The following is a 22648-nucleotide window of genomic DNA, read 5'->3' as shown; positions in this document are numbered from 1 at the left end:
TCGAAAGGCAGACATGTGCGGACTTAGTTTGGATTGAAATGGTTGTTGATTTCTAGCAGACAGCAAGTTTGTCATTAAACTGTCAGACAAATCTTGATTAAAAGATTCTGCGCTAATGTTAAATAACAACTAGCTGACAATAACGAGGTTGAGCGAGTTCGGCAATCTATGCAATGTGTGGTGGTACATTCAACCCCGAGTTGGGGCGCCACGTGCAAAATTGACCTGCACTTTCAGAAAATAAAAATATTTCCCGGGAAATAAAACGGAAATTACCCCACTTCTGCGTAACTAACTGATGTAACGGATTCAGGATCTTTTTGTAACAGTCGGCCGCTTCAACCCTTGCAACAAACTGATTTAGATGATATACTTTAAATTCGTGAGTATCTGGCGTTTGCTAGATTACTTTCCTTGCTCTTCGCAGAGAAGGGCCTGAAGTCCATAAGGAGGTGCAAATTTCATGAGTGAATCAAAGAAATATGAAATTACTTACATCGTACGTCCCGACATCGACGATGCTGCTAAGACAGCTTTAGTTGATCGTTTTGACAAAATCTTAACTGATAACGGTGCGCAAGTAATTGATTCAAAAGACTGGTCAAAGCGTCGTTTCGCATACGAAATCGGTGGCTTTAACGAAGGTACTTACCATATCGTTAACTTAACAGCTACTGACGATGCTGCTTTGAACGAATTCGACCGTCTTTCAAAGATCAATGATGACATCTTACGTCACATGATCGTTAAACGCGAAGACTAATAGACAAAATTAATTTCAAGAGAGGAGCGCTTCTGCATGATTAACCGTACAATTCTTGTTGGCCGACTAACAAGAGATCCGGAATTACGTTACACGAATGGTGGTGCCGCCGTCGCGACATTCACAATTGCCGTAAACCGTCAATTCACGAATCAAAATGGGGAACGTGAAGCAGATTTCATTAGCTGCGTCATCTGGCGTAAAGCTGCTGAAAACTTTGCTAACTTCACCCATAAAGGCTCGCTTGTTGGAATCGATGGCCGGATTCAAACCCGGAACTACGAAAACCAACAAGGGGTACGAGTTTACGTTACAGAAGTTGTCGTTGAAAACTTCTCACTACTAGAATCACGTGCAGAGTCTGAACGTCATCAGGCTGCTAATGGTGGTAGTAATAACAATTACAACAATGGTAATTCGAATTACAACAATAATAGTGGGTATAGTAATCAAGGCCAAAATGCGGCTCCTCAACAATCATCAGCGAATAACAACAACCCATTTGGGAATGGTAACGCCGGTAATGCGAACAGTGCCGCACCATCAAGCAGTGCGAACAATAACCAAGCCGATCCATTTGCGAATAATGGCGATCAGATTGATATCTCGGATGATGATTTACCATTCTAGTCTAATTGCTTAGACAGACATCGAGGAGGGAACTATCAATGGCACAACAAAGAAGAGGTGGCCGTCGTCGTCGTAAAGTCGACTTCATCGCCGCTAACCATATCGAATACATCGATTATAAAGATACTGACTTATTACGTCGTTTCATTTCAGAACGTGGAAAGATTTTGCCACGTCGTGTAACTGGGACTAGTGCTAAGAACCAACGTGCTTTAACGATCGCTATCAAGCGTGCACGGATCATGGGCTTATTAGCATTCGTATCCGAAGACTAATCAGTCATTTAAAACCACAGACTTCAGTGCTGTGGTTTTTATTTACCCTGAAAGTGATGAGGATAGGCTAGCCACGGCAAATGAAGCGTTTACGTTGTTCAACACCAATCGCTGAAGCAAATGGTGGTTTGTGATAAAATATAGACATTACTGAGAAGGCTTGAGGGATTTTTAAAATGAAAAAGATCTTTTCGCGCGAAAAAATTCCGTTTTTCTTACAAAACCAACAGTTACGGCTCTTAGCGCTGGTTATTTTTGGCTTGTCGCTAATTATGCTCGTGACCGGTTATTTGATGAACTGGATTTTTGGGACAGTTGTCCTCATCTTAATTGTGATGGCAGGCGTGATGTCCTACAATACGCTAATTGAGCTGAGCTCGAGTGCTAACGAATATATTTCGGATTTGTCTTATCGTATCAAACGCGGTGAGCAGGAAGCCTTGATTCAGATGCCAATTGGTGTGATGATTTTTAACGCTGATCAGACCATCGAATGGGTCAATCCTTATCTGCAACGGTATTTTGGTGATAAGGACGTCTTAGGTTATCGCTTGGAAGATATCGATCCAGCCTTGGCAGAGACGCTGAGCGCGCATATGGACGAACCAGCCACGATTCGCTGGCAAGACTATCAATTTGATTTACGCGTCCAACAGAGCACCAATACCGTCTATATGATGGACGTCACCAAGTACGCTGAACTGACCGACCAGTTTGAGGACGAAAAGTTGGTGATTGGTCAGATTTTCCTCGATAACTACGATGAGATCACCCAGTCGATGACGGATACGGACATTTCCAATTTGAATAATTACGTGACCAACGAATTGTCCAAGTGGACGCAGATGTTCGGCATGTACTTGAAGCGGCTCGATGATGACCACTTTTTCTTACTGGGTTATGCAAGCAGTTTGCGCCGGGTCGAAGAAAATAAGTTCCGCATCCTGGACCGCATTCGAGAATCGACTTCGAAGCAAAACTTCCCATTAACGTTGAGTATTGGGATTGCTTACGGCGAACGAAATATGAATAATTTAGCCGACTTAGCGCAAAGTAACATGGACCTGGCGTTAGGGCGGGGTGGTGACCAAGTTGTCGTGAAGGCTGAAGATGAACCAGCACGCTTCTATGGTGGTAAGACCAACCCGATGGAAAAACGGACGCGGGTCCGGGCACGGATGATTAGTCAGACCCTACAGGAATTGATGAATCAGTCCGACCAGGTCTTTGTCCAAGGGCATCGCCAACCAGATATGGATGCGGTGGGGGCCTGCTTGGGTATTCGGCGGATCGCCAAAATGAATGACAAACAATGTTGGATCGTTTTGGATGAACAAAATGTCCATTCAGATATTCAACGGTTACTAGATCAATTGAAGTCTGATGAAGATATCGAAGCTTCGATTATTTCACCAGAGGAGGCCCTCGAAAAGGCCACTGACCAAAGTTTATTGATTATGGCCGACCATTCTAAGCCAAGTATTTCGATGTCGCAGGCGCTTTATGAACGGCTTGAAAATCGCGTCATGATTATTGACCACCATCGTCGGGGCGAAGAATTTCCAGAAAACCCAGTTTTGGTTTATATTGAACCATATGCCTCATCGACGTGTGAGCTGATTACTGAAATGTTCGAATATCAGTCTCATGATGCGGAACCAATCAATAAGATCGAAGCCACTGCAATGTTGACGGGGATCGTCATTGATACCAAGTCGTTCTCATTGCGGTCTGGTTCACGGACCTTCGATGCGGCTAGTTACTTACGTTCAGCGGGTGCTGATTCGTTGCTCGTACAACAGTTTATGAAGGAAAATGTCGATAGTTATCTCCAACGCAATCACCTCATTGAGACGGTTGAGTTTGTTAACCAGGACATGGCGCTCTGTGTTGGTGAAAACGACCAAGTGTATGATCCGGTGACGGCGGCTCAAGCTGCGGATTCATTGCTGTCCATGTCGGGCGTCGATGCGTCATTTGTGATTACACGCCGTGAAGACGGTCGAGTCGGCATCTCCGCACGGTCCCTAGGCGAGATCAACGTCCAAGTTTATATGGAAAAACTGGGTGGTGGCGGTCACTTATCTAACGCCGCAACTCAGATTGAAGGCCAGTCGGTTGATGAGGTCAAACAATCATTGATTGATTTGTTAACGGCCACTGATACGACCGATTCAGAATCTAATTAGGAGTGAAGACAAGATGCAAGTTATTTTTTTGAGTGATGTTCGTGGAAAAGGAAAACGTGGTCAAATCAAGAACGTGCCGGATGGGTACGCCACTAACTTTTTAATCAAAAAAGGATTGGCGAAGGAAGCCACCAAAGCAGCCATCAATACGTTGAAGGCTGAACAGAAGTCCGAAGCAGCCCGGGCTGCCGAAGAGTTAGCGGAAGCTAAGCAAGTCAAAACGGTGCTTGAAGCTGACGAAACAGTCGTTGAATTGAAGGCTAAGGCTGGTACTGATGGCCGTTTGTTCGGCTCAATTCCTAGCAAACAAATTGCCACGGCTTTAGCTGACCAATACCAAGTCAAGTTAGATAAACGTAAAATCGAATTGCCAGAACCAATTCGGGTATTAGGTTACACCAACGTGCCCGTTAAGTTACACCCAGAAGTAACGGCGAAAATTCGCGTGCACGTTGTCGAAAAGTAAAAGGACGGATCATAAATGAACAACGATGTGCTGGATCAAACCCCACCACAAAATATTGAAGCTGAAAAAGCGGTCTTAGGGGCCATTTTCCTGAATAGTGACGCCCTCGTGGAAGCCATGGAGTTTGTCGAAGCGCAAGATTTCTATCGCCGCGCACATCAAATCATTTTTGCTAGCATGGTGACCTTGAACGACCGGGACGAAGCGATTGATGCGGTGACGGTCAGCGATTTATTGACGGCCCAAAATCAATTGGAAGACGTCGGTGGGATGAGCTACATTGCTGAACTGGCTGGTTCAGTACCAACTGCCGCTAATGCGGGCTACTATGCTAAAATCGTGGCGCAAAAAGCGACAGTGCGGCGGTTGATCAAGACCGCGACGGAAATCACGCAAAAAGCCTATACTGAAAATGACGACGTGACGACGTTGTTGGATGATGCCGAGCGCGACATCATGAATGTGTCGGAACAGCGTAATCAGAGTGGGTTCAAGTCGATTTCGGATGTGTTGAATGCGTCCATCGAAGAAATCGACCGGTTATACCAAAATGACGATGATATTACCGGATTACCGACTGGCTTTGCCGAACTCGACAAGATGACGGCGGGACTGCAACCGGATAACTTGATTATCTTGGCAGCCCGGCCGGCCGTTGGTAAGACGGCCTTTGTCTTAAACATTGCGCAAAATGTGGCGACTAAGACCGATACGACAGTGGCAATTTTCAGTCTTGAAATGGGGGCCGAATCGTTAGTTAACCGGATGCTGTGTGCTGAAGGTAGTATCGATGCCGGCCACTTGCGAACGGGGCAGTTGAATGAAGAAGAGTGGGAACACTTGGTGGTCGCGATGGGGAGTCTCTCCAAGGCCAGCATCTTCATTGACGACACGCCTGGGATCAAGATGTCTGAAATTCGTGCCAAGAGTCGGCGGTTGGCGAAGGAACAAGGTAACCTGGGTCTGATCGTCGTCGATTACTTGCAGCTGATCGAAGGTAGTAATACCGAAAGCCGGCAACAAGAAGTTTCTGAAATTTCACGGCAAATGAAGAAGCTGGCAAAGGAACTCGGCGTGCCCGTCATTGCGCTATCTCAATTGTCACGTGGCGTTGAACAACGTCAAGATAAGCGCCCAGTGCTGTCTGATATTCGTGAATCTGGATCAATTGAACAAGATGCGGATATCGTTGCCTTCCTATACCGGGAAGATTATTACGAACGTGAAGGCGGCGACGATGAAGATGGCGGCGGTAACTTTGGCGGTGGTGGCGGCGACTTTAACGGTGGTGATCCTCGTGAGCAGGACGCTTCCGAAGACGTTGGTGAAGTGGAAGTCATCATTGAAAAGAACCGTGCCGGTGCGCGGGGAACAGTCAAATTATTATTCGTCAAACCATTCAATAAATTCTCGTCGGTATCCTATGCACAGGATCCGCAAGCTTAAACCAAGCCTCCTTAATTGTCCTTAAGGGGGCTTTTTTAGCTGGCTTTTTTGGGGGACCGGATGAGAGCCGGCAATCAAAATATAAATGCCCCTGTTATTTTGAATAAATTTTGCTATGATGAAAAGTAGACGGATTAAAATCTCAAGTAAACGCTTTTCAATAAATCCTGGATGGCGTTCGCTCAAAGTAAGTATTAATCAATATTTAGGTAGAAGATGGTGGTGATGGTGTGGCACAAAAACAGTTGATTAAGACCCCCTGGCTGATTGCCGGGCAGTTCATGAATAACATCGGTATGAGCTTTATTTGGCCGTTAACAACGATTTACATGCATAACGTCTTAGGAAAGTCGTTAACGGAGACGGGTGTGGTCTTAATGCTTAATTCGGTCGCCAACGTGTTAGCAAGCACCATCGGCGGGCGGATCTTTGACCGCGGTAATCCGTACCACTTGTTATTAATGGGAATTGGTCTGAACGGACTCGCTAACTTCGCGCTGATCTTCTTTCATGGTTGGCCCTGGTATCCGTTACTATTAGTGGTGACCGGGTTTGCCAGTGGCTGGTTGAATACGATGTTTAACGCGCTGGCGGCCAGTGTGCCCCGCGACAAAGTTCGGCGAACCTTTACGTTAATGTACTTAGCCGCCAATCTTGGCGTGGTCTTCGGGACGATGCTGGTGGGAATCGTTTACAGCATGGGCATGCAGCTATTGTTTTCACTGACGACCAGTTTATTCGTGATTTTCTTGATTATCGCGCTGTTTGAATACAACGTGGATTCATCGAATGTCACGGGCGTTGATCCGCGGCAGGGTCAAAATGTCCAATTGCCCCGTGCTAATTTCCATATCGTGTGGACCTTCTTTATTAGTTTATTTATTATTTGGCTGTTATATGAGCAATGGGTCAGCAATCTCTCGGTCTACATGACCAACCTGGGGATGCCACTGCGCAACTACAGCTTTTTGTGGACGATCAACGCGGGCTTGCTGGTGCTGATTCAAAGTATCTTGAGCTTGTTAGGCGACCGAATCAAAAATCTCTATTATCAATTCTTCTTTGGCATGTTATTTGTCGGGCTATCGTTTTTATCGTTAGTGATTGCTCATGACTACCCGCACTTTATCTTTGCGATGGTCCTCTTAACGATTGGCGAGGCCACTTGGTCGCCGGCAATGCCAACGCTAGTCAGCCAGTTGTCGCCAATCAGTGCCAAGGGCCGCTACCAAGGATTAGTCCAGGCCTTTTGTGCGCTGGGACGTTCACTCGGGCCACTGTTCGGTGGGGTGATCATTGACAACTGGTCGTATAAAGCGCTGTTTCTCCTGGCGTTCGTGGTCCTACTAATCGTGTTAGCAGTCAATGTTGGGGTGGTCCATCTGAATCGTCCCCGCGCGGTTAATTATATGAAAACAGATTTAAAAACCAATGTTTCACGTGAAACAAAATAATCAGAAAAGATGGTGTCGTCATGAAAGTGATGCGAAAATTGCACGCCAAACGCGTCGTAATCAAGGTTGGGACGAGTACGTTGGTCTATCCCGATGGGTCGATCAATTTACGTGCAATCGATCAATTAGCCTTTGTGATTAGTGCAATGCGGCATCGGGGACGCGAGGTCGTACTTGTCTCCTCGGGGGCCATTGGTGTCGGTTTGAATTATATGGGCTTAAAGCAACGGCCCAAAGCGATTCCAGAGCAACAGGCGATCGCAGCAATTGGTCAAACTGAATTGATTTCGATTTATAAAGAACGGTTTGCCATTTATGAGCAAAAAATCGGCCAGTTACTATTAACGCGCGATATTTTTGTTTACCCCAAGAGTCATCACAATGTGTTGAATACCTTTGAAGCGTTGCTCAAACAAAACGTGGTGCCAATTGTGAATGAAAATGATACGGTCGCCGTGGATGAATTGGACCATGAGACTAAGTTTGGTGATAACGACCAACTCTCGGCCATCGTGGCGACCAATATTGGGGCGGATCTACTGATTATGCTATCCGATATCGATGGCTTTTATGATGGGAATCCGAATGCTGATGCGCAAGCGCAGTTACTGGCCCATATCGAGAAGGTCGACCAGCACACGTACGAACTCGCTGGTGGTAGTGGGAGTCGTTTCGGCACTGGTGGGATGGTCACGAAGCTCAAAGCCGCAGAACGGATGATTGACGCGCACGGCCAGATGATTTTGGCGAATGGAGCGGACCCTAGCGTGATTTTTCAAATTTTAGCAGGTGAACCCGTCGGCACGCTCTTTGGTTAGACAAGAATAGGAGGACAAATCGCATGGAAGACTTAGCACAATTAGGGCAGCGCGCACAGCAGGCCAGCTATTCGCTGGGATTACTGTCCACGATGCAAAAGAACCAAGTATTGTTAGCGATGGCAACGGCCTTAACGACCCAGCAGGATGAAATTCTAGCAGCCAATGCGAAGGACTTAGAAAACCCGCAAGTTCCTGAAAAATTCGTGGACCGACTCAGACTGACTGCTGACCGGATCGAAGCGATGGCTACTGGTCTCAAACAAGTGGTCGCTTTACCCGATCCAATCGGCAATGTCGACCGCGCTTGGCGCAATGAAGCCGGTCTGATGATCGCTAAGGAACGGGTGCCACTCGGAGTTATCGGAATGATTTTTGAAGCACGCCCGAACGTGACGGTCGACGCCTCCACGCTCTGTTTTAAGACGGGCAACGCCGTCATTTTACGGGGTGGCAAGGAAGCAATTCACTCTAACCAAGCGTTAGTTCAAGTCCTCCGCGGCGCCTTACGTGCTAATGACGTGGATGAAAACGCGATCCAATTAATTACAGATACCTCGCACGCCACGGCCGAGAAGTTCATGCAACTGACGGACTACGTGGATGTCTTGATTCCGCGGGGCAGTGCACGTTTGATTCAGACGGTCCTCGCCAAAGCCACGGTGCCCGTCATTGAAACGGGTGCCGGTAATTGCCACGTTTACGTTGATAAGGATGCGCAGTTGCAAATGGCCACAGACATTGTCATTAACGGTAAGGTTCAGCGGCCTTCCGTCTGCAACGCCACCGAAAAACTCTTGATCCATCAAGACGTTGCGGCAGCGTACTTACCAAGCATGATTCAAGCGTTACGTGACCAGGGTGTCGAAGTCCGTGGTGACCAAGCGACCCAAGCAATCGTACCGGACGTCGTACCAGCGACGGATGCTGACTGGGGTACTGAATACAATGATTTGATCATTGCGGTGAAAGTCGTGGATTCAGAAGCAGCGGCCATTGCACACATCAACCGCTACAATACGCAACATTCGGAAGCCGTTGTGACGGATAACTACCAAGCAGGTAAGATCTTCCAGCAACGGGTCAATGCGGCTTGCGTTTATATCAACGCCTCAACTCGGTTTACCGACGGCTTTGAATTTGGCTTCGGGGCTGAAATCGGCATTTCAACGCAGAAATTACATGCCCGTGGACCAATGGGCTTAGCCGAACTCACCTCGTATAAGTATGTGATTGACGGTAACGGCCAAGTTCGCCATTAAGCGGATGTTAACTTAAGCCAATATAAGTGCCACAGTGCACAGTTAGTCCTGATGGATGACTGTGCACTGTGGCACTTTTTTAGTATTTTAGTACTTTGGTGCCTCAGTACTTTAATGTCTTAGTACTTCAGTATTTTAGTACTAAAGATGATTAAAAAACTAAGATTAAGTTCAAAGGCAGCCAGCTGAGAACCGCTGGAAACAAAGCAAGTTAGCGTAAACTTTCAGTTGTAGGTTCGTCCTAGGCCGGCTTCCAGGCATTCTGGGCAATGGCCGGAACGTGGTGGACACAGATTTAAGCCGACAACCCGCGTCTTAAATGCTGGTCTTTCACTAACCAAGCACAAAACGCTTGCTAAGTGAAATTTCACCACTGGGCCTTGCCCAGAATACCTTCCAGCCGGTATTGTATTCGAAAAGCGGACATGTGCGGACCCAACTTTAAATGAACTGGTCGTTGACTCTTAGTAAACAGTCATTTTGGTAATAAACTGTAAGATAAGCTTCTGATAAAAGCAATCATACTCGTATTCTAATTAATAGGAGTACGCAGCATCACTGAACATTGTCAGAAATTTCCCTAGGCACTTACAATGTAAAAGTCTTAAATTTTAAACGGATGGCAAATACGTCGTCTAACTTGAAGGATAGTTTCCATTCAACAAGTTGCTCAATAATCTTCAGGCAATCATATTAGTATTTAAGCTCAATAAATCGTCATCGATGCTACTTAAAAGTTTGCATGAAGAACCAGTCACCTAATGTTCAACGTTCAATTGTACCCAAATAGGTGGCCGTTCATCCGCCCTGTTCCAGCGTTGTCAGCCGGCCCCGGAAGTCGAACTAGGGCGCGTATCTGCTGACGAACAGTAAACCAATTGCTTAGCGCACCTTAGACACAGCTAATCATCTAGTACAGGGTCAACTCTCATTTACCATGCTGACAAAAACAAGTTTGGCTCGTCAGCAATATTGTCGAAACGTGTTCGGGTCAGACTGGGACTTCCGGTTAGCTACGCTAGAACGCCAAGCGGAAATTCACCGCTTAACGCTCTAGCTAGGCTAATCCTCAGTCCCAACCCGTCTGAACCTCACACTCTGAAACCCTTAATCAGCGACAGTTACACGCGCCTATGAAAACTTTTAGTTGACAGATGTAAACTCTAGCACTAATCTTATCTTAACTAGTTTTTAATTATTTGGGAGGAATCACGATGACTAACTTAGGATCACAAAACGGTCAATTAGTTGTGAAGACCGGCAGTATGCGGCTCACGACGGATAATGGCGGCTTACCGTTGATGTGTTGTTGTTGCCAAGCAATTGACAGTCGGCAATAACACAGGATTACTAGGTGAGGGGTTATGAGTGATGAAAATTAAATTATGGGTCAGCGGTGTCAGTATTGCGTTACTAGGGTTAGTCTTAGCAGGGTGTGGCAGTCAGAAGTCTAGTCAGCAGAAGACTCTGAACGTCACTGCCAGCCAAGCGATGGCAACGGCCGACCCCGATAAAGCTGATGATATCGTCAGCCAGGCCGCCATTGCACAGTTCATGGAAGGGCTATACACCACCAACCAAAAGGGTAAAGTGGTACCCGCGATTGCCAAGAAGGTCGTCAAACCAACTAATGATGGGAAGACGTACACCTTCAATCTGCGGCACAATGCGAAGTGGTCGAATGGTAAAAAAGTCACGGCGGCCGACTTCGTTTATTCTTTACAACGGCAAGTTGATCCGAATACGAAGTCCCAAGAAGTTGGGCACGTGGCTGAAATCAAGAATGCTACGGCCATCACGGCGGGTAAAAAAGCTGTTAAGACGTTAGGCGTTAAGGCGCTGGGCAAGTACAAGTTGCAAATCACGCTGAAACAACGGGTGCCGTACTTCAACTACCGGCTGGCTACGGAAATTTATCCGTTGAATAAAACTTTTACAGAAAAATACGGCAATAAGTACGGCACTTCAGCCACGAAGACCTTGTCGAATGGCCCATACGTCCTCAAGGGTTGGACGGGAACTAATGACACGTGGAAATACGTGAAGAACCCGTATTACTATGGGCATAAACAGGTTAAAATCAAGAACGTCAAGGTTCAGACGGTCAAGAATAATAGTACCGCTGAAAACTTGTTCCAAAGCAATCAGGTTCAAGTGACCCAGATTACCGGGACTCAAGTCTCCGAGGCAGAACGCGGGTCGCTTAAGAGTCAGTTGAAGATTACGAAGCTGAACCAGCTCTACTTCATGCTCTGGAATCAGAAACGGTCTGCGCTACAGAACACCGATTTACGGCGGGCGGTTAGCTACGCGCTCAACCGGCAATCGCTGGTCAAGAACATTCTGAAGGATGGTTCCGTTGCGGCGACGTCGTTAGTCCCATCAGGCAATACGACGAATCCAACGACCGGCAAGGACTTCAATACGGATACGGGTAATTTGTATCCATACAGTCCCGCGAAGGCCAAGCAATACTGGAAGAAAGCCCAGGCTAGTCTTGGTAACCAGAAGTTGACGCTGCAATTACTAACGAATGACAATGATATTAATAAATCTGTCGCTGAATACATTCAAGCAGCCATCCAGAAGAATCTCAAAGGGGTGACCGTCAACGTGAAGTCAGTTCCACTGACCAACGAAATTTCAACGCTCAGCAAGGGTGACTTTGACTTTGCGACCTTGTCCTGGTCCAGTGACTTCCAAGACCCGATTGATTTCTTGAACAAGGCGTCAATGACCAACTCCGTTAACTTCGGGAAGTTCAACAACGCCAAGTACGAGAAGCTGATTTCAACGATCACCGCTGATAAGCAGTCCACCAAGGCGCGTTACCAGACGATGCAACAAGCTGCTAAGTTAGTTGCTCAAGAACAAGGGGTAACCCCAATCTATCAAACGTCGGCCGCACACCTGATCAGTAAAAAAGTCGGCGGCGTACACTTCACCCTGTTGCGGGATACGCTTTATCGGTACGCTTATTGGAAATAGTACTTTATGTGGGGCAAACACTACTTTAAGAAGTTTTAGAAGCTTCAAATCAGAAGCTTCTGAAGTGCCAACTCTCAACCACAACGCCATTCAGGTCTACGCGCCTGAATGGCGTTTTTAGGTCCAACCACCGCCAGGAATATTAATAATTTGATAGAAATGTAATTGAATAAATCAACTAAGCCGAAAAAACCACGTTTTTTCGGCTTTTTTTGATCAATTGTGAGACTAGACAAGTTAACGTTAGTCACCACGGGCTTCACTGCGAATAGTTGTCATGACTCAGTTTGCAGAGAATTGACGACCAACCAATAATAATCCTTATATTTTCGGCGTTTGTACCGGTTGAAGGGGTTATGTAAGGCCACCTTATCAAGAATAGGCAAACGACAATCAACTACTTATAATAAGATTAATTTTATGGAACTGCTCAGTTAATCACATAGGGGGTGTGAGGTGTTGGTCAAACAAGTTACTGAAATAAACGATGCAAGTTACTTATTTAATACCGGCACGGGTTTTAACAGTCAGGATTACCTCGGGTGCCACTTAGCAGCGACAGGTCGCGCGGTCTTTCGCGTCTGGGCGCCACATGCAAAAGCGGTCGCCGTTGTCGGTGATTTTAACGATTGGCAGCCGAATCGCCTGAAGTTATTAGGGGCGACCGGCATTTGGCAGGGACAACTCGCGGGCGTCCATGCGGGGGACTTATACAAGTTTCAAATTACGACCGCGACTGGTCAGGTGACGCTCAAAATTGATCCGTTTGCCCAACAGTTTGAACGTAAACCCGGCGATGCGAGCGTCGTCGTCGAACCCGTCTCAATGGTGTGGCACGACAGTTTATGGCTCGCACGGCGGAAAAAATCACACGCGGTCAACCGACCAATCAATATTTATGAAGTCCACTTAGGCTCGTGGCGCCGGCACGCGGATGATAGTTATGAGACCTATGCTGAGTTGGCGACGGAATTGATTCCCTACGTCAAACAATTGGGGTATACGCACATTGAACTGATGCCCGTGATGGAACATTTATTAGATGCTTCGTGGGGCTATCAGCAGCTCGGTTACTTTGCTCCGACGAGTCGGTTTGGCAGTCGCGATGACTTTCTGAAGTTCGTCGACCAGTGCCATCAAGCTAACATTGGCGTGTTAGTCGACTGGGTGCCCGGCCACTTCATTCGCAATTACGATGCCCTGTATCAGTACGACGGGACGCCGACCTTTGAATATGCGGATGCGAAACGAGCGGATAATCGGCGCTGGGGGGCTTGGAACTTTGATCTTGGTAAGACGCAGGTCCAAAGCTTTTTGATTTCAAGTGCGCTCTTCTGGCTCGACCAGTGCCACCTTGATGGGCTCCGCGTCGACGCCGTCTCGAACATGCTGTACCTCGACTATGACGAAGGACGTGAGGGCCAGGTCAACCAGTATGGTGATAATCGCAATCTCGAAGGTATCGCCTTTCTGCAAAAGCTCAATACGACGATTCTAGCGCGTCATCCAGACGTTTTGATGATTGCCGAAGAATCATCCGCTTACCCCCAAGTCACCGGGGCGGTCGCTGACGGTGGGCTGGGGTTTAACTATAAGTGGAATATGGGCTGGATGCACGATACGCTCGACTTCTTCATGATGGATCCGCTCTATCGCCATGACCACTTTAACCTGCTGACCTTTGCCTTTGTTTACATGTTCGATGAGCACTTCATTTTGCCGTTTTCTCACGATGAAGTCGTGCATGGCAAAAAGTCGCTAATGCATAAAATGCCGGGCGATCGCTACAATCAGTTCGCCAATCTACGCACGATGCTGACGTACATGCTGGCATTTCCAGGCAAACAGCTGAATTTTATGGGGGCCGAATGGGGCCAGTTCCTGGAATGGCGGGATTGGAGTGCCTTGGAATGGGTCGACTTGAAGGACAAGTTAAATAAGCGGATGCAGCACTTTACCGCGACCTTGAACCAAGTTTATCGGCAAAATCGGCCACTATGGGAACTCGACCATGCGCCTGAAGGGATTATTTATACCCATACCGATGATCCAGAAAGCTCGACGATGAGTTTTATTCGCCAAGCCAAACGCAAGTACAGCTTTGTCGTAGCGGCCTTTAACTTTGTGCCCGTCGAACGGCGCGAATACCGCATCGGCGTCCCATATCGGGGTCATTACGAACTGTTACTCAATACAGAAGACCAAGCCTTTGGCGGCACGTGGACCAAGCTCGAAATGGACTTTACGGCCGACGCGATTCCGTATCGCGGCCAACCAGCCAGCTTTACAGTAACGTTACCCGCGATGGGCGCGCTGTTAATTCGACCAGTCAAAATAATGCGAGGGGGAGTTAAGCATGCAAGATGACATGTTAGGAATCATTTTAGCGGGCGGTCAAGGGACCCGTCTAGGTAAGTTAACGAAGGATACGGCCAAACCAGCCGTGCCGTTTGGTGGCCGTTATCGGATCATTGATTTTACACTCAGTAACTGTGCGAACTCCGGCGTGAACACGGTCGGCGTCATTACGCAGTATCAACCCTTAGAGCTGAATGCGCACATCGGCAGTGGCGCTAGTTGGGGCTTTGACAGCTTGAATGGTGGCGTGACTGTTCTGCAGCCGTATTCGTCAAGTGAAGGCGAGAAGTTCTTCCAAGGAACCGCGCACGCCATTTATCAAAATATCGAATATATCGACCAACAGGACCCGAAGTATTTGCTCGTCCTGTCTGGCGACCATATTTATAAAATGGATTATGACGCGATGCTGAAATATCATCAGGAGAAGAAAGCGTCACTGACGGTCGGCGTGATTCCGGTGTCTAAGGAAGAAGCGAAGCGCTTCGGCATGATGAATACCGATGCCACTGACCGGATCATCGAGTTTGAAGAAAAACCCGAACATCCCAAGAGCGACAAAGCCTCGATGGGCATCTACATTTTTAACTGGCCGACGCTCCGGGACTACCTCGTCAAGAGTTATGCGACCGATAAGTCGTTGGAAGACTTCGGGAAGAACGTCATCCCATCCTACCTGGCCAATAATGAATCCGTTTACGCATACGCGTTTAAGGGTTATTGGCGCGATGTCGGGACCATCAAGAGTCTGTGGAAAGCCAACATGGAGTTCTTGTCGCCACATAATCGGTTGAATATTGGCGACCGTTACTGGCGCATCTATTCTAAAGCGGAAGTCTTGCCACCGATGTTTTTGACTGAGACGAGTCAGGTCAATAACGCGATGGTCGTCGATAGTTGTTACGTCGCGGGTGAGATCGACCATTCGATCTTGTCACAGCGGGTCTCCGTTGGGATGGGCAGTCGCATCGTCGACAGTATGGTCATGCCGGGCGCAACGATTGGCAAAAACGTGGTGATCGACCACGCACTAATTGGGGAAGATGCAGTGATTGGTGATGATGCCCAAATCATCGGAACGGATGATGAGATTGCAGTCGTTGGGTATCACGAAACGATGGGGGTGGAACAGCCATGAGACGTGAACAAGTTAGTGCCATTATCAACCTACTAGAACCAAGTGATGAGTTACAGCCCTTAACGGCCGTGCGACCCGTCGGTATGCTACCATTTGGCGGGCGGTACCGCTTAGTCGATTTTCAACTTTCAAGCGTGATTAATGCCGGTATTCAAAATGTGATGGTGACGGTGCCCCGTTCTGGTCGCTCCGTTGCTGACCATCTCAGAAGCGGCCGTGATTGGAGCTTGAACACGATTCGCGGGGGACTGTTCCTATCGCCCTATAACGATTTGAAGCTAGTCGCCCCGGAGAAGAAAGCGGCGCTGTTGCATCACTACTACGACAATTCGATTCAGTTCCTCAAATGCAGTCAGAGTGAGTATTCGGTCGTCATGAGTACTCGCAACGTCGGTAACATTGATTTGAAGGCGTTGTTACGCTATCACGAGGAACGTAATAGTCCCGTAACGGCTGTTTACAAACGGGTCGACCCGGCCAGCTTGATCCCTGAAAACACCATTTTACAATTGACCGCCAAGGGTGACGCAACGGCGGTAGTGCCAATGAGTAAGGCGAAAATCGGGCCGCGGACTAAAAAAGTGGCCAAAAGTATGGCGATTTATCTGATGAGTACGGTCGACCTGATTGAACTATTACAGTCTGCAAACCAGCGCGGCGACATGATCAGTTTGGAAGAATTGATGCGCCAAGCCGTGATTCAGCACAACGCGAACGCCTTTGAATACACTGGTTTTGAAGCCAATATTCATGATATAAAGAGTTATTTCGCCGCCAACATGGCCGTGCTGGATGAAGCCAACTTCCGGGCGCTGTTCTACAGTTCACGGCGAATCTATACCAAGGTCAAAAACGAGATTCCAACCTTCTTTGCGACGGGCTCACTGTGTCGTGACAGCCTCTGCGGAACGGGTGGTTACATCGAGGGTCAAATCACGCATTCCGTTATTTTCAGAGATGTTCTGGTCAATCGCGATACCCAAGTCAAGAATGCCATCATTATGCAAGGCGCCCGGATCGGAGCTGGCTGTAAGCTCGAAAATGTCATTATTGATAAGGATGCCGTGATTGGGCCTAACCTGGTACTCAAAGGCACGCCAACTGCACCGTTAATTATCAGCAAGGGCCAGCGCGTCTTTCAGCAAGCGGAGGTGGCGGTCAATGACTAGGGTGTTATTTGCAGCGGCAGAATCGGCCCCCTTTTATAAAACAGGGGGACTGGGTGACGTCAGCATGGCCCTGCCGCGTGCGTTACAAGCAGAAGGTGTCGAGACGCGGGTCGTGATTCCCTACTATCCCCGGCGGATGCCAGCTGAGTATCAGCAGCAGCTAAAACCGGTGACGCACTTTACCGTTCAGGTGGGCGCCCACGCGATGTATTGTGGCGTTAAGACGCTGACGGTGGCGCACGTTCAATATTATTTAATTGATAATTTAGACTACTTTGGCCGCGACGGCCTATACGGTTACTGGGATGACGGCGAACGCTTCGCCTTTTTCCAGATGGCGATTTGTGAAATGATGGAACGCATCGATTACATTCCAGACATTTTGCAACTCAACGACTGGCACACCGCGTTTATCCCGGTCTTACTTGCCGAGAAGTACTACTGGATCGAAGCCTATCGCGATATCAAGACGCTGCTGACGATTCACAATTTACAATTTCAGGGCATTTATGACCCGATCATCTTAGATAGCCTATTTCACATCGGGACCGAGACGTATACCGAGTCGGGGGTCGCCTTCTATGACCGTGTGAACTGGCTGAAGGGTGGCATTAACTTTGCGGATGCCGTCAATACCGTCTCACCGACCTATGCGCAGGAGATTCAGACCCCGGCGTTTGGCGAGCACCTGGACGGGGTCTTGCGGGCCAATCGGCATAAGCTGAGCGGCATCTTGAATGGCATCGACACCCAGGTCTATGATCCAGCGACTGACCCGGCGTTAAAGGTCAATTATACGGTCAAGGACTTAAAGTCGAAGCGATTGGACAAACGGGCGTTGCAACGGCGTCTCGGCTTACCTGAAAAAATGTCCCACTATTGGCCGTCATCTCACGGCTGACACGGCAAAAGGGGATTGATCTGTTGCTCGATTCATTAAATCCCTTCTTGCAGCGCCAAGATGTGCAATTAGTCGTGCTGGGAACCGGTGAGCCGGCGCTCGAACAAGCCTGGCGGACCTATCAACAGGCGTACCCGCAAAAAGTGGTGGCCGCGATTCAGTTTGATACGCAGCTAGCTCAGCAAATCTACGCGGCTAGTGACCTCTTCTTGATGCCGTCAGCCTTCGAACCCTGTGGCTTATCGCAAATGATGGCGATGCATTATGGGAGTCTGCCAGTCGTGCACGCGGTCGGTGGGTTGCGCGATACGGTGCTGCCATATAATCAATATACTGGTCAGGGCACGGGGTTTAGCTTCGATGATTACCGACCAGAAGTGTTCCGCAAGATGCTGACGGTCGCCGTGAACTTATATCGGCACGACCCGCAAATCTGGCGACAGTTACAACATCAGGCGATGACCTGTGATTTTGGCTGGGAACGGTCGGCGCAACAGTACCGAACGACCTATTTGAAGTTAATGCGTTAGGTTTAGTGGGGGTGTGAGTTTGAAATTAACGTGCGCACAGTTTAAGAAAGATTTTTTAAGTGAAATTGAGACGCTGTATTCGACAGCACTGAATGACACGTCAACGATCGGCCAGTTTATTGCGCTCGGGCAGTTAGTCCGGCGTTACAACAGTCAAAGCTGGACGCGGACGGCGAAACTGTATCGCGACCAGCATCAAAAACAAGTCTATTACTTCTCTATCGAATTTTTGCCAGGTCGACTCCTGGCTTCTAACCTGCTGAACTTGAATTTACTGGATACGGTCAAAAAAGGGTTAAAAGAGTTGGGCTTAGATTTCGAGACCATCAGCCGAGCGGAACCCGACCCCGCACTGGGTAACGGCGGTTTAGGGCGATTAGCAGCTTGTTACATGGATGCGATGGCTAGTTTGAAAATCGCGGGTAATGGTAACGGCATCCGCTATCGCTATGGCTTATTCAAACAAGTCTTTATGGACGGCTACCAAGTCGAATTGCCCGATGATTGGTTACATCACGGTAATGTCTGGGAGACGCGCCGTGATAATAAGAGTTGCCTCGTTCAATTCGGCGGCAACGTCTGGCTCCAGCCGCAACCTGATGGCAGTCTCCAGCCACAGTATGAAAATACGGATGATGTCTTAGCCGTTCCCTATGACGTCGGCATCGTCGGCTACCACAATGACATCACGAACACCTTGCGTTTATGGTCGGCAGAACTGCCACCTAGTGCGTCTGAAAGTTATTCATCGCAGGAACAACGGGACCGCATCAGCGATATTACCAAAGTGCTCTATCCGGATGACTCCAATTCAGCCGGACAACAGCTGCGACTGCGCCAAGAATACTTTTTCTCATCCGCTGGTGTGCAAAGTATCGTCCGGGACTTTTGTGCGAGTCATCATGGCTTACGCAATCTTGGCAAAAAGGTCGCGATTCACATCAATGATACCCATCCGACGCTCGTCATTCCGGAAATGATGCGGCTACTCATGGACGAGCATCACTGCACCTGGGACGTGGCATGGACGTTGACGACCCAAGTGATGAGTTATACCAACCATACGATTTTACAGGAGGCTTTAGAGACGTGGCCAATCGACATGTTTAAGGGCCTGTTACCACGAATCTACCAGATTATCGTGGAGATCGACCGGCGTTATCGGGAACAACAGACGCCCATTTTTGGCAAGGCACTGGTCGATCAGACGGCGCCTTTGGGCAATGGTCAGGTGCGGATGGCCTACTTGGCAGTGATTGGTAGCCACAGCGTTAACGGGGTCGCACCGTTGCATACCGAGCTACTGAAGACGGACGTGTTACGGGGACTGTATCAAGTTTATCCCGAACGTTTTAATAACAAGACGAACGGGATTGCGACTCGGCGCTGAGTCCAACTTGCCAACCAACCCTTAGCACACCTGATCGATCAGACGATCGGCACGGATTGGCGGCGACAGCCTGATTTGTTGCAGACGTTACTGCCGTATCAACAAGACGATCACTTTTTGCACCAATTAGGACAAGTCAAACAGATTAATAAACAGGCTTTGGCAGCGTATGTACAGCGGACGATGGGCATCAAAATCAGGACCGATGCCATCTATGACGTCCAAATCAAACGACTGCACGCCTATAAACGGCAACTACTGCACGTGTTTGAGATTCTCCGGGAGTATTTTGAACTCAAGGACCATCCGCAAGCACCGTTCGTCCCGCGGGTGCACGTTTTTGGCGCTAAGGCAGCCCCGAGTTACCACTATGCCAAGGCAATTATCAAGCTGATCAACGTGGTGGCGGACCTAGTCAATCAGGATCCGGCCATCGGGGACCGGTTGAAAGTGGTCTTCATTCCGAACTATGGCGTGTCTATCGCTGAGTTGATCATTCCCGCCGCGGATGTGAGCGAGCAGATCTCGACCGCCTCTAAGGAAGCGTCAGGGACCAGCAATATGAAGTTGATGGCGAATGGCGCGCTGTCGCTGGCGACTTATGATGGTGCTAACATCGACATTATCCAAGCGGCCGGAGCGGAGAATGAGTATCCGTTCGGTCTGAAAGTGGACGAGGTCTATGACTACTACCATCGTGGCAATTATCACGCAGCGGACTTTTACCAGGCTGATCCAGAATTAAAACGCATTTTGGACAGCTTAGTCGATGGCACGATTCCAGGAATTCCAACGGTCGGCCGCGAGATTTACGATTCACTACTGCGGTACAACGATGAATTCTTTGTCTTGGCGGATTATCGCGCGTACGTCACGCAACAACAACAAATCAGTCGTGATTTTCAAGACCAGCCGACCTGGCAACAACGGTCACTAGCCAACATCGCGGCCTCCGGGCACTTTGCCGCTGATTTGGCCGTCGCCCGGTATGCGGACGATATTTGGCAAGTGCCGCACGAGCGGCTGAATTAAGAAAGGAAGGGTGACAATGCAGGTCACGTATAACTCGTTTTTACCGACATACAAGACACCCTTTGGCGCGGTCACCCAACAGACGCCCGTCCAATTCACCATCGGCATTCAAAGTGTCACGCCGGTCAAACAGGTCGACTTGTGTGTGGCGCATGATGGCCAGTGGGATGACGAGGCCACGCTACCGCTGCGACCCGTGAGTCCAACGACCTACACGACGACGTTTATCCCAACTCAGGTGGGGCTCTACTTCTATTACTTTCGCATCGAAACGGCCACCACGACGGTGTTCTACGGCTGTGTCGATGGCGGCTATGGCGGCCCCGGTGTGCAATACGTTTTGCGAGAACACGTTCAGATGTACCAATTGACGATTTTAAAGGCGATCGAGACCTTGCCCCAGTGGTACCGAGAGGGCGTCGCTTATCAGATTTTTGTGGACCGCTTTAATAATGGCAATGCGGATGGACACGTCAATGCACCGAAAGCGAATAGCTTTATCTATGGTCGTTTGACCGACCGGCCACTGTACGTTCGTGATGAACACCGGGCGATTTTGCGCTGGGACTTTTATGGGGGCAATCTGCGGGGCATCCGCGCGAAGATTCCTTATTTACAACAGCTCGACGTGACGATCGTTTACCTGACGCCAATTTTTGAAGCCAGTAGCAATCACCGCTACGATACGGGTGATTTTCTGAAAATCGATCCGGTCTTGGGCACGCTAGCGGACTTCGATGACCTGGTCACCGCGCTGCACCAAGCCGGGATGCGCTTGATTTTGGACGGCGTCTTCAACCATGTGGGCGTGGATTCTAAGTATTTTAATCAGGCTGAAAAGTATCCCACCGTGGGGGCGACGCAGTCCAAGGATAGCCCCTACTATCGGTGGTTTACCTTCATTCACTATCCGCAAAACTATGACAGTTGGTGGGGGATTCGGGACTTGCCGACGGTCGACAAGGAAGACCCGACCTACCGGGATTTTATCTTCGGCAAACCCGACTCGGTGATCGACTATTGGACGCAGCGGGGCGTTGATGGCTGGCGATTGGATGTGGCCGATGAACTGCCAGATGATTTTATCGCGGGGATTCGGCGGACTTTGGACCGCTATCCAGACAAAGTGCTGATTGGCGAAGTCTGGGAAGATGCTTCGCACAAGCTCGCGTACGGATTACGACGGCACTATCTGGAAGGCGGCGGACTGCACGCCGTGATGAATTACCCACTCCGGCGCTTGATCATTCACGTGTTGAACGGCATACTCAGCCCCGCAGAATGGTGGCGGGAGCTGATGACGTTGAAGGAAAACTATCCGGCGTCGACCTTCCAGTATAATTTTAATAATATTGGGACACACGATACGCCGAGAATCCTAACGATGCTAGAAGAGAACCAGCAACGGCTGCGCTTAGCGGTCCAGTTACTATTGACGCTTCCGGGAGTACCGTGCCTCTACTACGGCGATGAAGCCCTGATGCTTGGCGGCAAGGATCCGGACAATCGGGCCTTTTATCCGTGGGCTGACGCTGATCAAGCGCAGGTGCAGTTCGTGACCGAATGGCTGCACTGGCGCCGGCAACATCCTTGGTTGAATGCGGCCCACTTTGCGCCGTTTTACTTAGCGGACTACGGAATCGGCTACAGTTACTGGCAAGGCGACCAAACTGTCTTAGTCGTGATTAATGTGACGACTGAGCCGCGGACGGTCACCAGCCATGACTTGAAGTTAAGCGGCTTGCCGCTGGACTTAGCACGGGCGATTCAACATTGCTTGGTGACCCGGACGATTGGTGGCGAACAGTGTCGTGTTATTGAAAACTTTACTTGAACTTT

At 48.8% G+C, this 22648-nt stretch carries 15 protein-coding genes and 2 pseudogenes; all 17 read left to right on the top strand.

The genetic code is table 11. The features are described 5' to 3' along the window. The first annotated feature begins 463 nt into the window (after nt 1–463). The 17 genes and pseudogenes from rpsF (at nt 464) to KGF65_RS11515 (ending at nt 22643) form a co-directional block, all read left to right on the top strand. Nucleotides 464–763, top strand: a complete 300-nt coding sequence (gene rpsF, locus KGF65_RS11590) for a 30S ribosomal protein S6 (protein WP_003637271.1) — start codon at nt 464–466, stop codon at nt 761–763. Between the two features lie 36 nt (nt 764–799). Then, nucleotides 800–1393, top strand: a complete 594-nt coding sequence (gene ssb, locus KGF65_RS11585) for a single-stranded DNA-binding protein (RefSeq protein WP_050338058.1) — start codon at nt 800–802, stop codon at nt 1391–1393. A gap of 38 nt (nt 1394–1431) precedes the next feature. After that, nucleotides 1432–1668, top strand: coding sequence for a 30S ribosomal protein S18 (rpsR, locus tag KGF65_RS11580; RefSeq protein ID WP_003637273.1), 237 nt, complete (start codon nt 1432–1434; stop codon nt 1666–1668). Nucleotides 1669–1844: 176 nt separating this feature from the next. Further along, a complete protein-coding gene (locus tag KGF65_RS11575) occupies nt 1845–3857 on the top strand; it encodes a DHH family phosphoesterase (protein ID WP_050338057.1) in 2013 nt (670 codons plus the stop codon). Between the two features lie 13 nt (nt 3858–3870). After that, nucleotides 3871–4323: a 50S ribosomal protein L9 gene (rplI, locus tag KGF65_RS11570; protein WP_050338056.1), complete on the top strand. Its 453-nt coding sequence runs from the start codon at nt 3871–3873 to the stop codon at nt 4321–4323. Nucleotides 4324–4338: 15 nt separating this feature from the next. Continuing rightward, nucleotides 4339–5769 (top strand): replicative DNA helicase, encoded by a 1431-nt coding sequence (gene dnaB / locus KGF65_RS11565; protein WP_088770332.1) that lies wholly within the window; start codon nt 4339–4341, stop codon nt 5767–5769. A 230-nt stretch (nt 5770–5999) separates the two neighbouring features. Then, nucleotides 6000–7223: an MFS transporter gene (locus KGF65_RS11560; protein WP_101872561.1), complete on the top strand. Its 1224-nt coding sequence runs from the start codon at nt 6000–6002 to the stop codon at nt 7221–7223. Between the two features lie 20 nt (nt 7224–7243). Then, nucleotides 7244–8041: a glutamate 5-kinase gene (gene proB, locus KGF65_RS11555; protein WP_003637278.1), complete on the top strand. Its 798-nt coding sequence runs from the start codon at nt 7244–7246 to the stop codon at nt 8039–8041. 23 nt (nt 8042–8064) lie between these two features. Continuing rightward, a complete protein-coding gene (locus KGF65_RS11550; RefSeq protein ID WP_216748533.1) occupies nt 8065–9303 on the top strand; it encodes a glutamate-5-semialdehyde dehydrogenase in 1239 nt (412 codons plus the stop codon). A gap of 1214 nt (nt 9304–10517) precedes the next feature. Continuing rightward, a complete protein-coding gene (locus KGF65_RS17290) occupies nt 10518–10643 on the top strand; it encodes a hypothetical protein (protein ID WP_257790726.1) in 126 nt (41 codons plus the stop codon). A gap of 31 nt (nt 10644–10674) precedes the next feature. Continuing rightward, on the top strand, nt 10675–12291 hold the full coding sequence (locus KGF65_RS11545; RefSeq protein WP_101872563.1) for a peptide ABC transporter substrate-binding protein: 1617 nt from the start codon (nt 10675–10677) through the stop codon (nt 12289–12291). Nucleotides 12292–12750: 459 nt separating this feature from the next. Further along, nucleotides 12751–14658, top strand: a complete 1908-nt coding sequence (gene glgB / locus KGF65_RS11540; RefSeq protein ID WP_216748532.1) for a 1,4-alpha-glucan branching protein GlgB — start codon at nt 12751–12753, stop codon at nt 14656–14658. After that, nucleotides 14648–15787 carry a glucose-1-phosphate adenylyltransferase gene (locus tag KGF65_RS11535; protein WP_003637282.1) on the top strand — a complete coding sequence of 380 codons (1140 nt, stop codon included), beginning with the start codon at nt 14648–14650 and terminating at the stop codon, nt 15785–15787. Before glgB ends, KGF65_RS11535 begins: the two co-directional genes overlap by 11 nt. Continuing rightward, nucleotides 15784–16956 (top strand): glucose-1-phosphate adenylyltransferase subunit GlgD, encoded by a 1173-nt coding sequence (glgD, locus tag KGF65_RS11530; RefSeq protein WP_101872565.1) that lies wholly within the window; start codon nt 15784–15786, stop codon nt 16954–16956. Before KGF65_RS11535 ends, glgD begins: the two co-directional genes overlap by 4 nt. Next, nucleotides 16949–18387, top strand: a pseudogene (glgA, locus tag KGF65_RS11525) (glycogen synthase GlgA). Before glgD ends, glgA begins: the two are co-directional and overlap by 8 nt. A gap of 19 nt (nt 18388–18406) precedes the next feature. Continuing rightward, nucleotides 18407–20809 (top strand): annotated as a pseudogene (locus KGF65_RS11520) (glycogen/starch/alpha-glucan phosphorylase). Nucleotides 20810–20825: 16 nt separating this feature from the next. Further along, nucleotides 20826–22643 (top strand): glycoside hydrolase family 13 protein, encoded by a 1818-nt coding sequence (locus KGF65_RS11515; RefSeq protein ID WP_216748531.1) that lies wholly within the window; start codon nt 20826–20828, stop codon nt 22641–22643. Nucleotides 22644–22648: the final 5 nt, after the last annotated feature.

The organism is Lactiplantibacillus sp. 30.2.29, assembly GCF_018991255.1.
GTDB classification, from domain to species: Bacteria; Bacillota; Bacilli; order Lactobacillales; family Lactobacillaceae; genus Lactiplantibacillus; species Lactiplantibacillus pentosus.
Note: the sequence above shows the minus strand (reverse complement) of the source record. Positions and strands in the feature narration are given on the sequence as shown.

Excerpts from the sequence above, each read along its gene's own strand:
- dnaB (WP_088770332.1), top strand. The coding sequence starts at position 4,339 with ATGAACAACGATGTGCTGGATCAAACCCCACCACAAAATATTGAAGCT.
- KGF65_RS11535 (WP_003637282.1), top strand. The coding sequence starts at position 14,648 with ATGCAAGATGACATGTTAGGAATCATTTTAGCGGGCGGTCAAGGGACC.
- rpsR (WP_003637273.1), top strand. The coding sequence starts at position 1,432 with ATGGCACAACAAAGAAGAGGTGGCCGTCGTCGTCGTAAAGTCGACTTC.
- rpsF (WP_003637271.1), top strand. The coding sequence starts at position 464 with ATGAGTGAATCAAAGAAATATGAAATTACTTACATCGTACGTCCCGAC.
- KGF65_RS17290 (WP_257790726.1), top strand. The coding sequence starts at position 10,518 with ATGACTAACTTAGGATCACAAAACGGTCAATTAGTTGTGAAGACCGGC.
- glgD (WP_101872565.1), top strand. The coding sequence starts at position 15,784 with ATGAGACGTGAACAAGTTAGTGCCATTATCAACCTACTAGAACCAAGT.
- rplI (WP_050338056.1), top strand. The coding sequence starts at position 3,871 with ATGCAAGTTATTTTTTTGAGTGATGTTCGTGGAAAAGGAAAACGTGGT.
- KGF65_RS11515 (WP_216748531.1), top strand. The coding sequence starts at position 20,826 with ATGCAGGTCACGTATAACTCGTTTTTACCGACATACAAGACACCCTTT.
- KGF65_RS11545 (WP_101872563.1), top strand. The coding sequence starts at position 10,675 with ATGAAAATTAAATTATGGGTCAGCGGTGTCAGTATTGCGTTACTAGGG.
- KGF65_RS11550 (WP_216748533.1), top strand. The coding sequence starts at position 8,065 with ATGGAAGACTTAGCACAATTAGGGCAGCGCGCACAGCAGGCCAGCTAT.
- ssb (WP_050338058.1), top strand. The coding sequence starts at position 800 with ATGATTAACCGTACAATTCTTGTTGGCCGACTAACAAGAGATCCGGAA.
- KGF65_RS11575 (WP_050338057.1), top strand. The coding sequence starts at position 1,845 with ATGAAAAAGATCTTTTCGCGCGAAAAAATTCCGTTTTTCTTACAAAAC.
- proB (WP_003637278.1), top strand. The coding sequence starts at position 7,244 with ATGAAAGTGATGCGAAAATTGCACGCCAAACGCGTCGTAATCAAGGTT.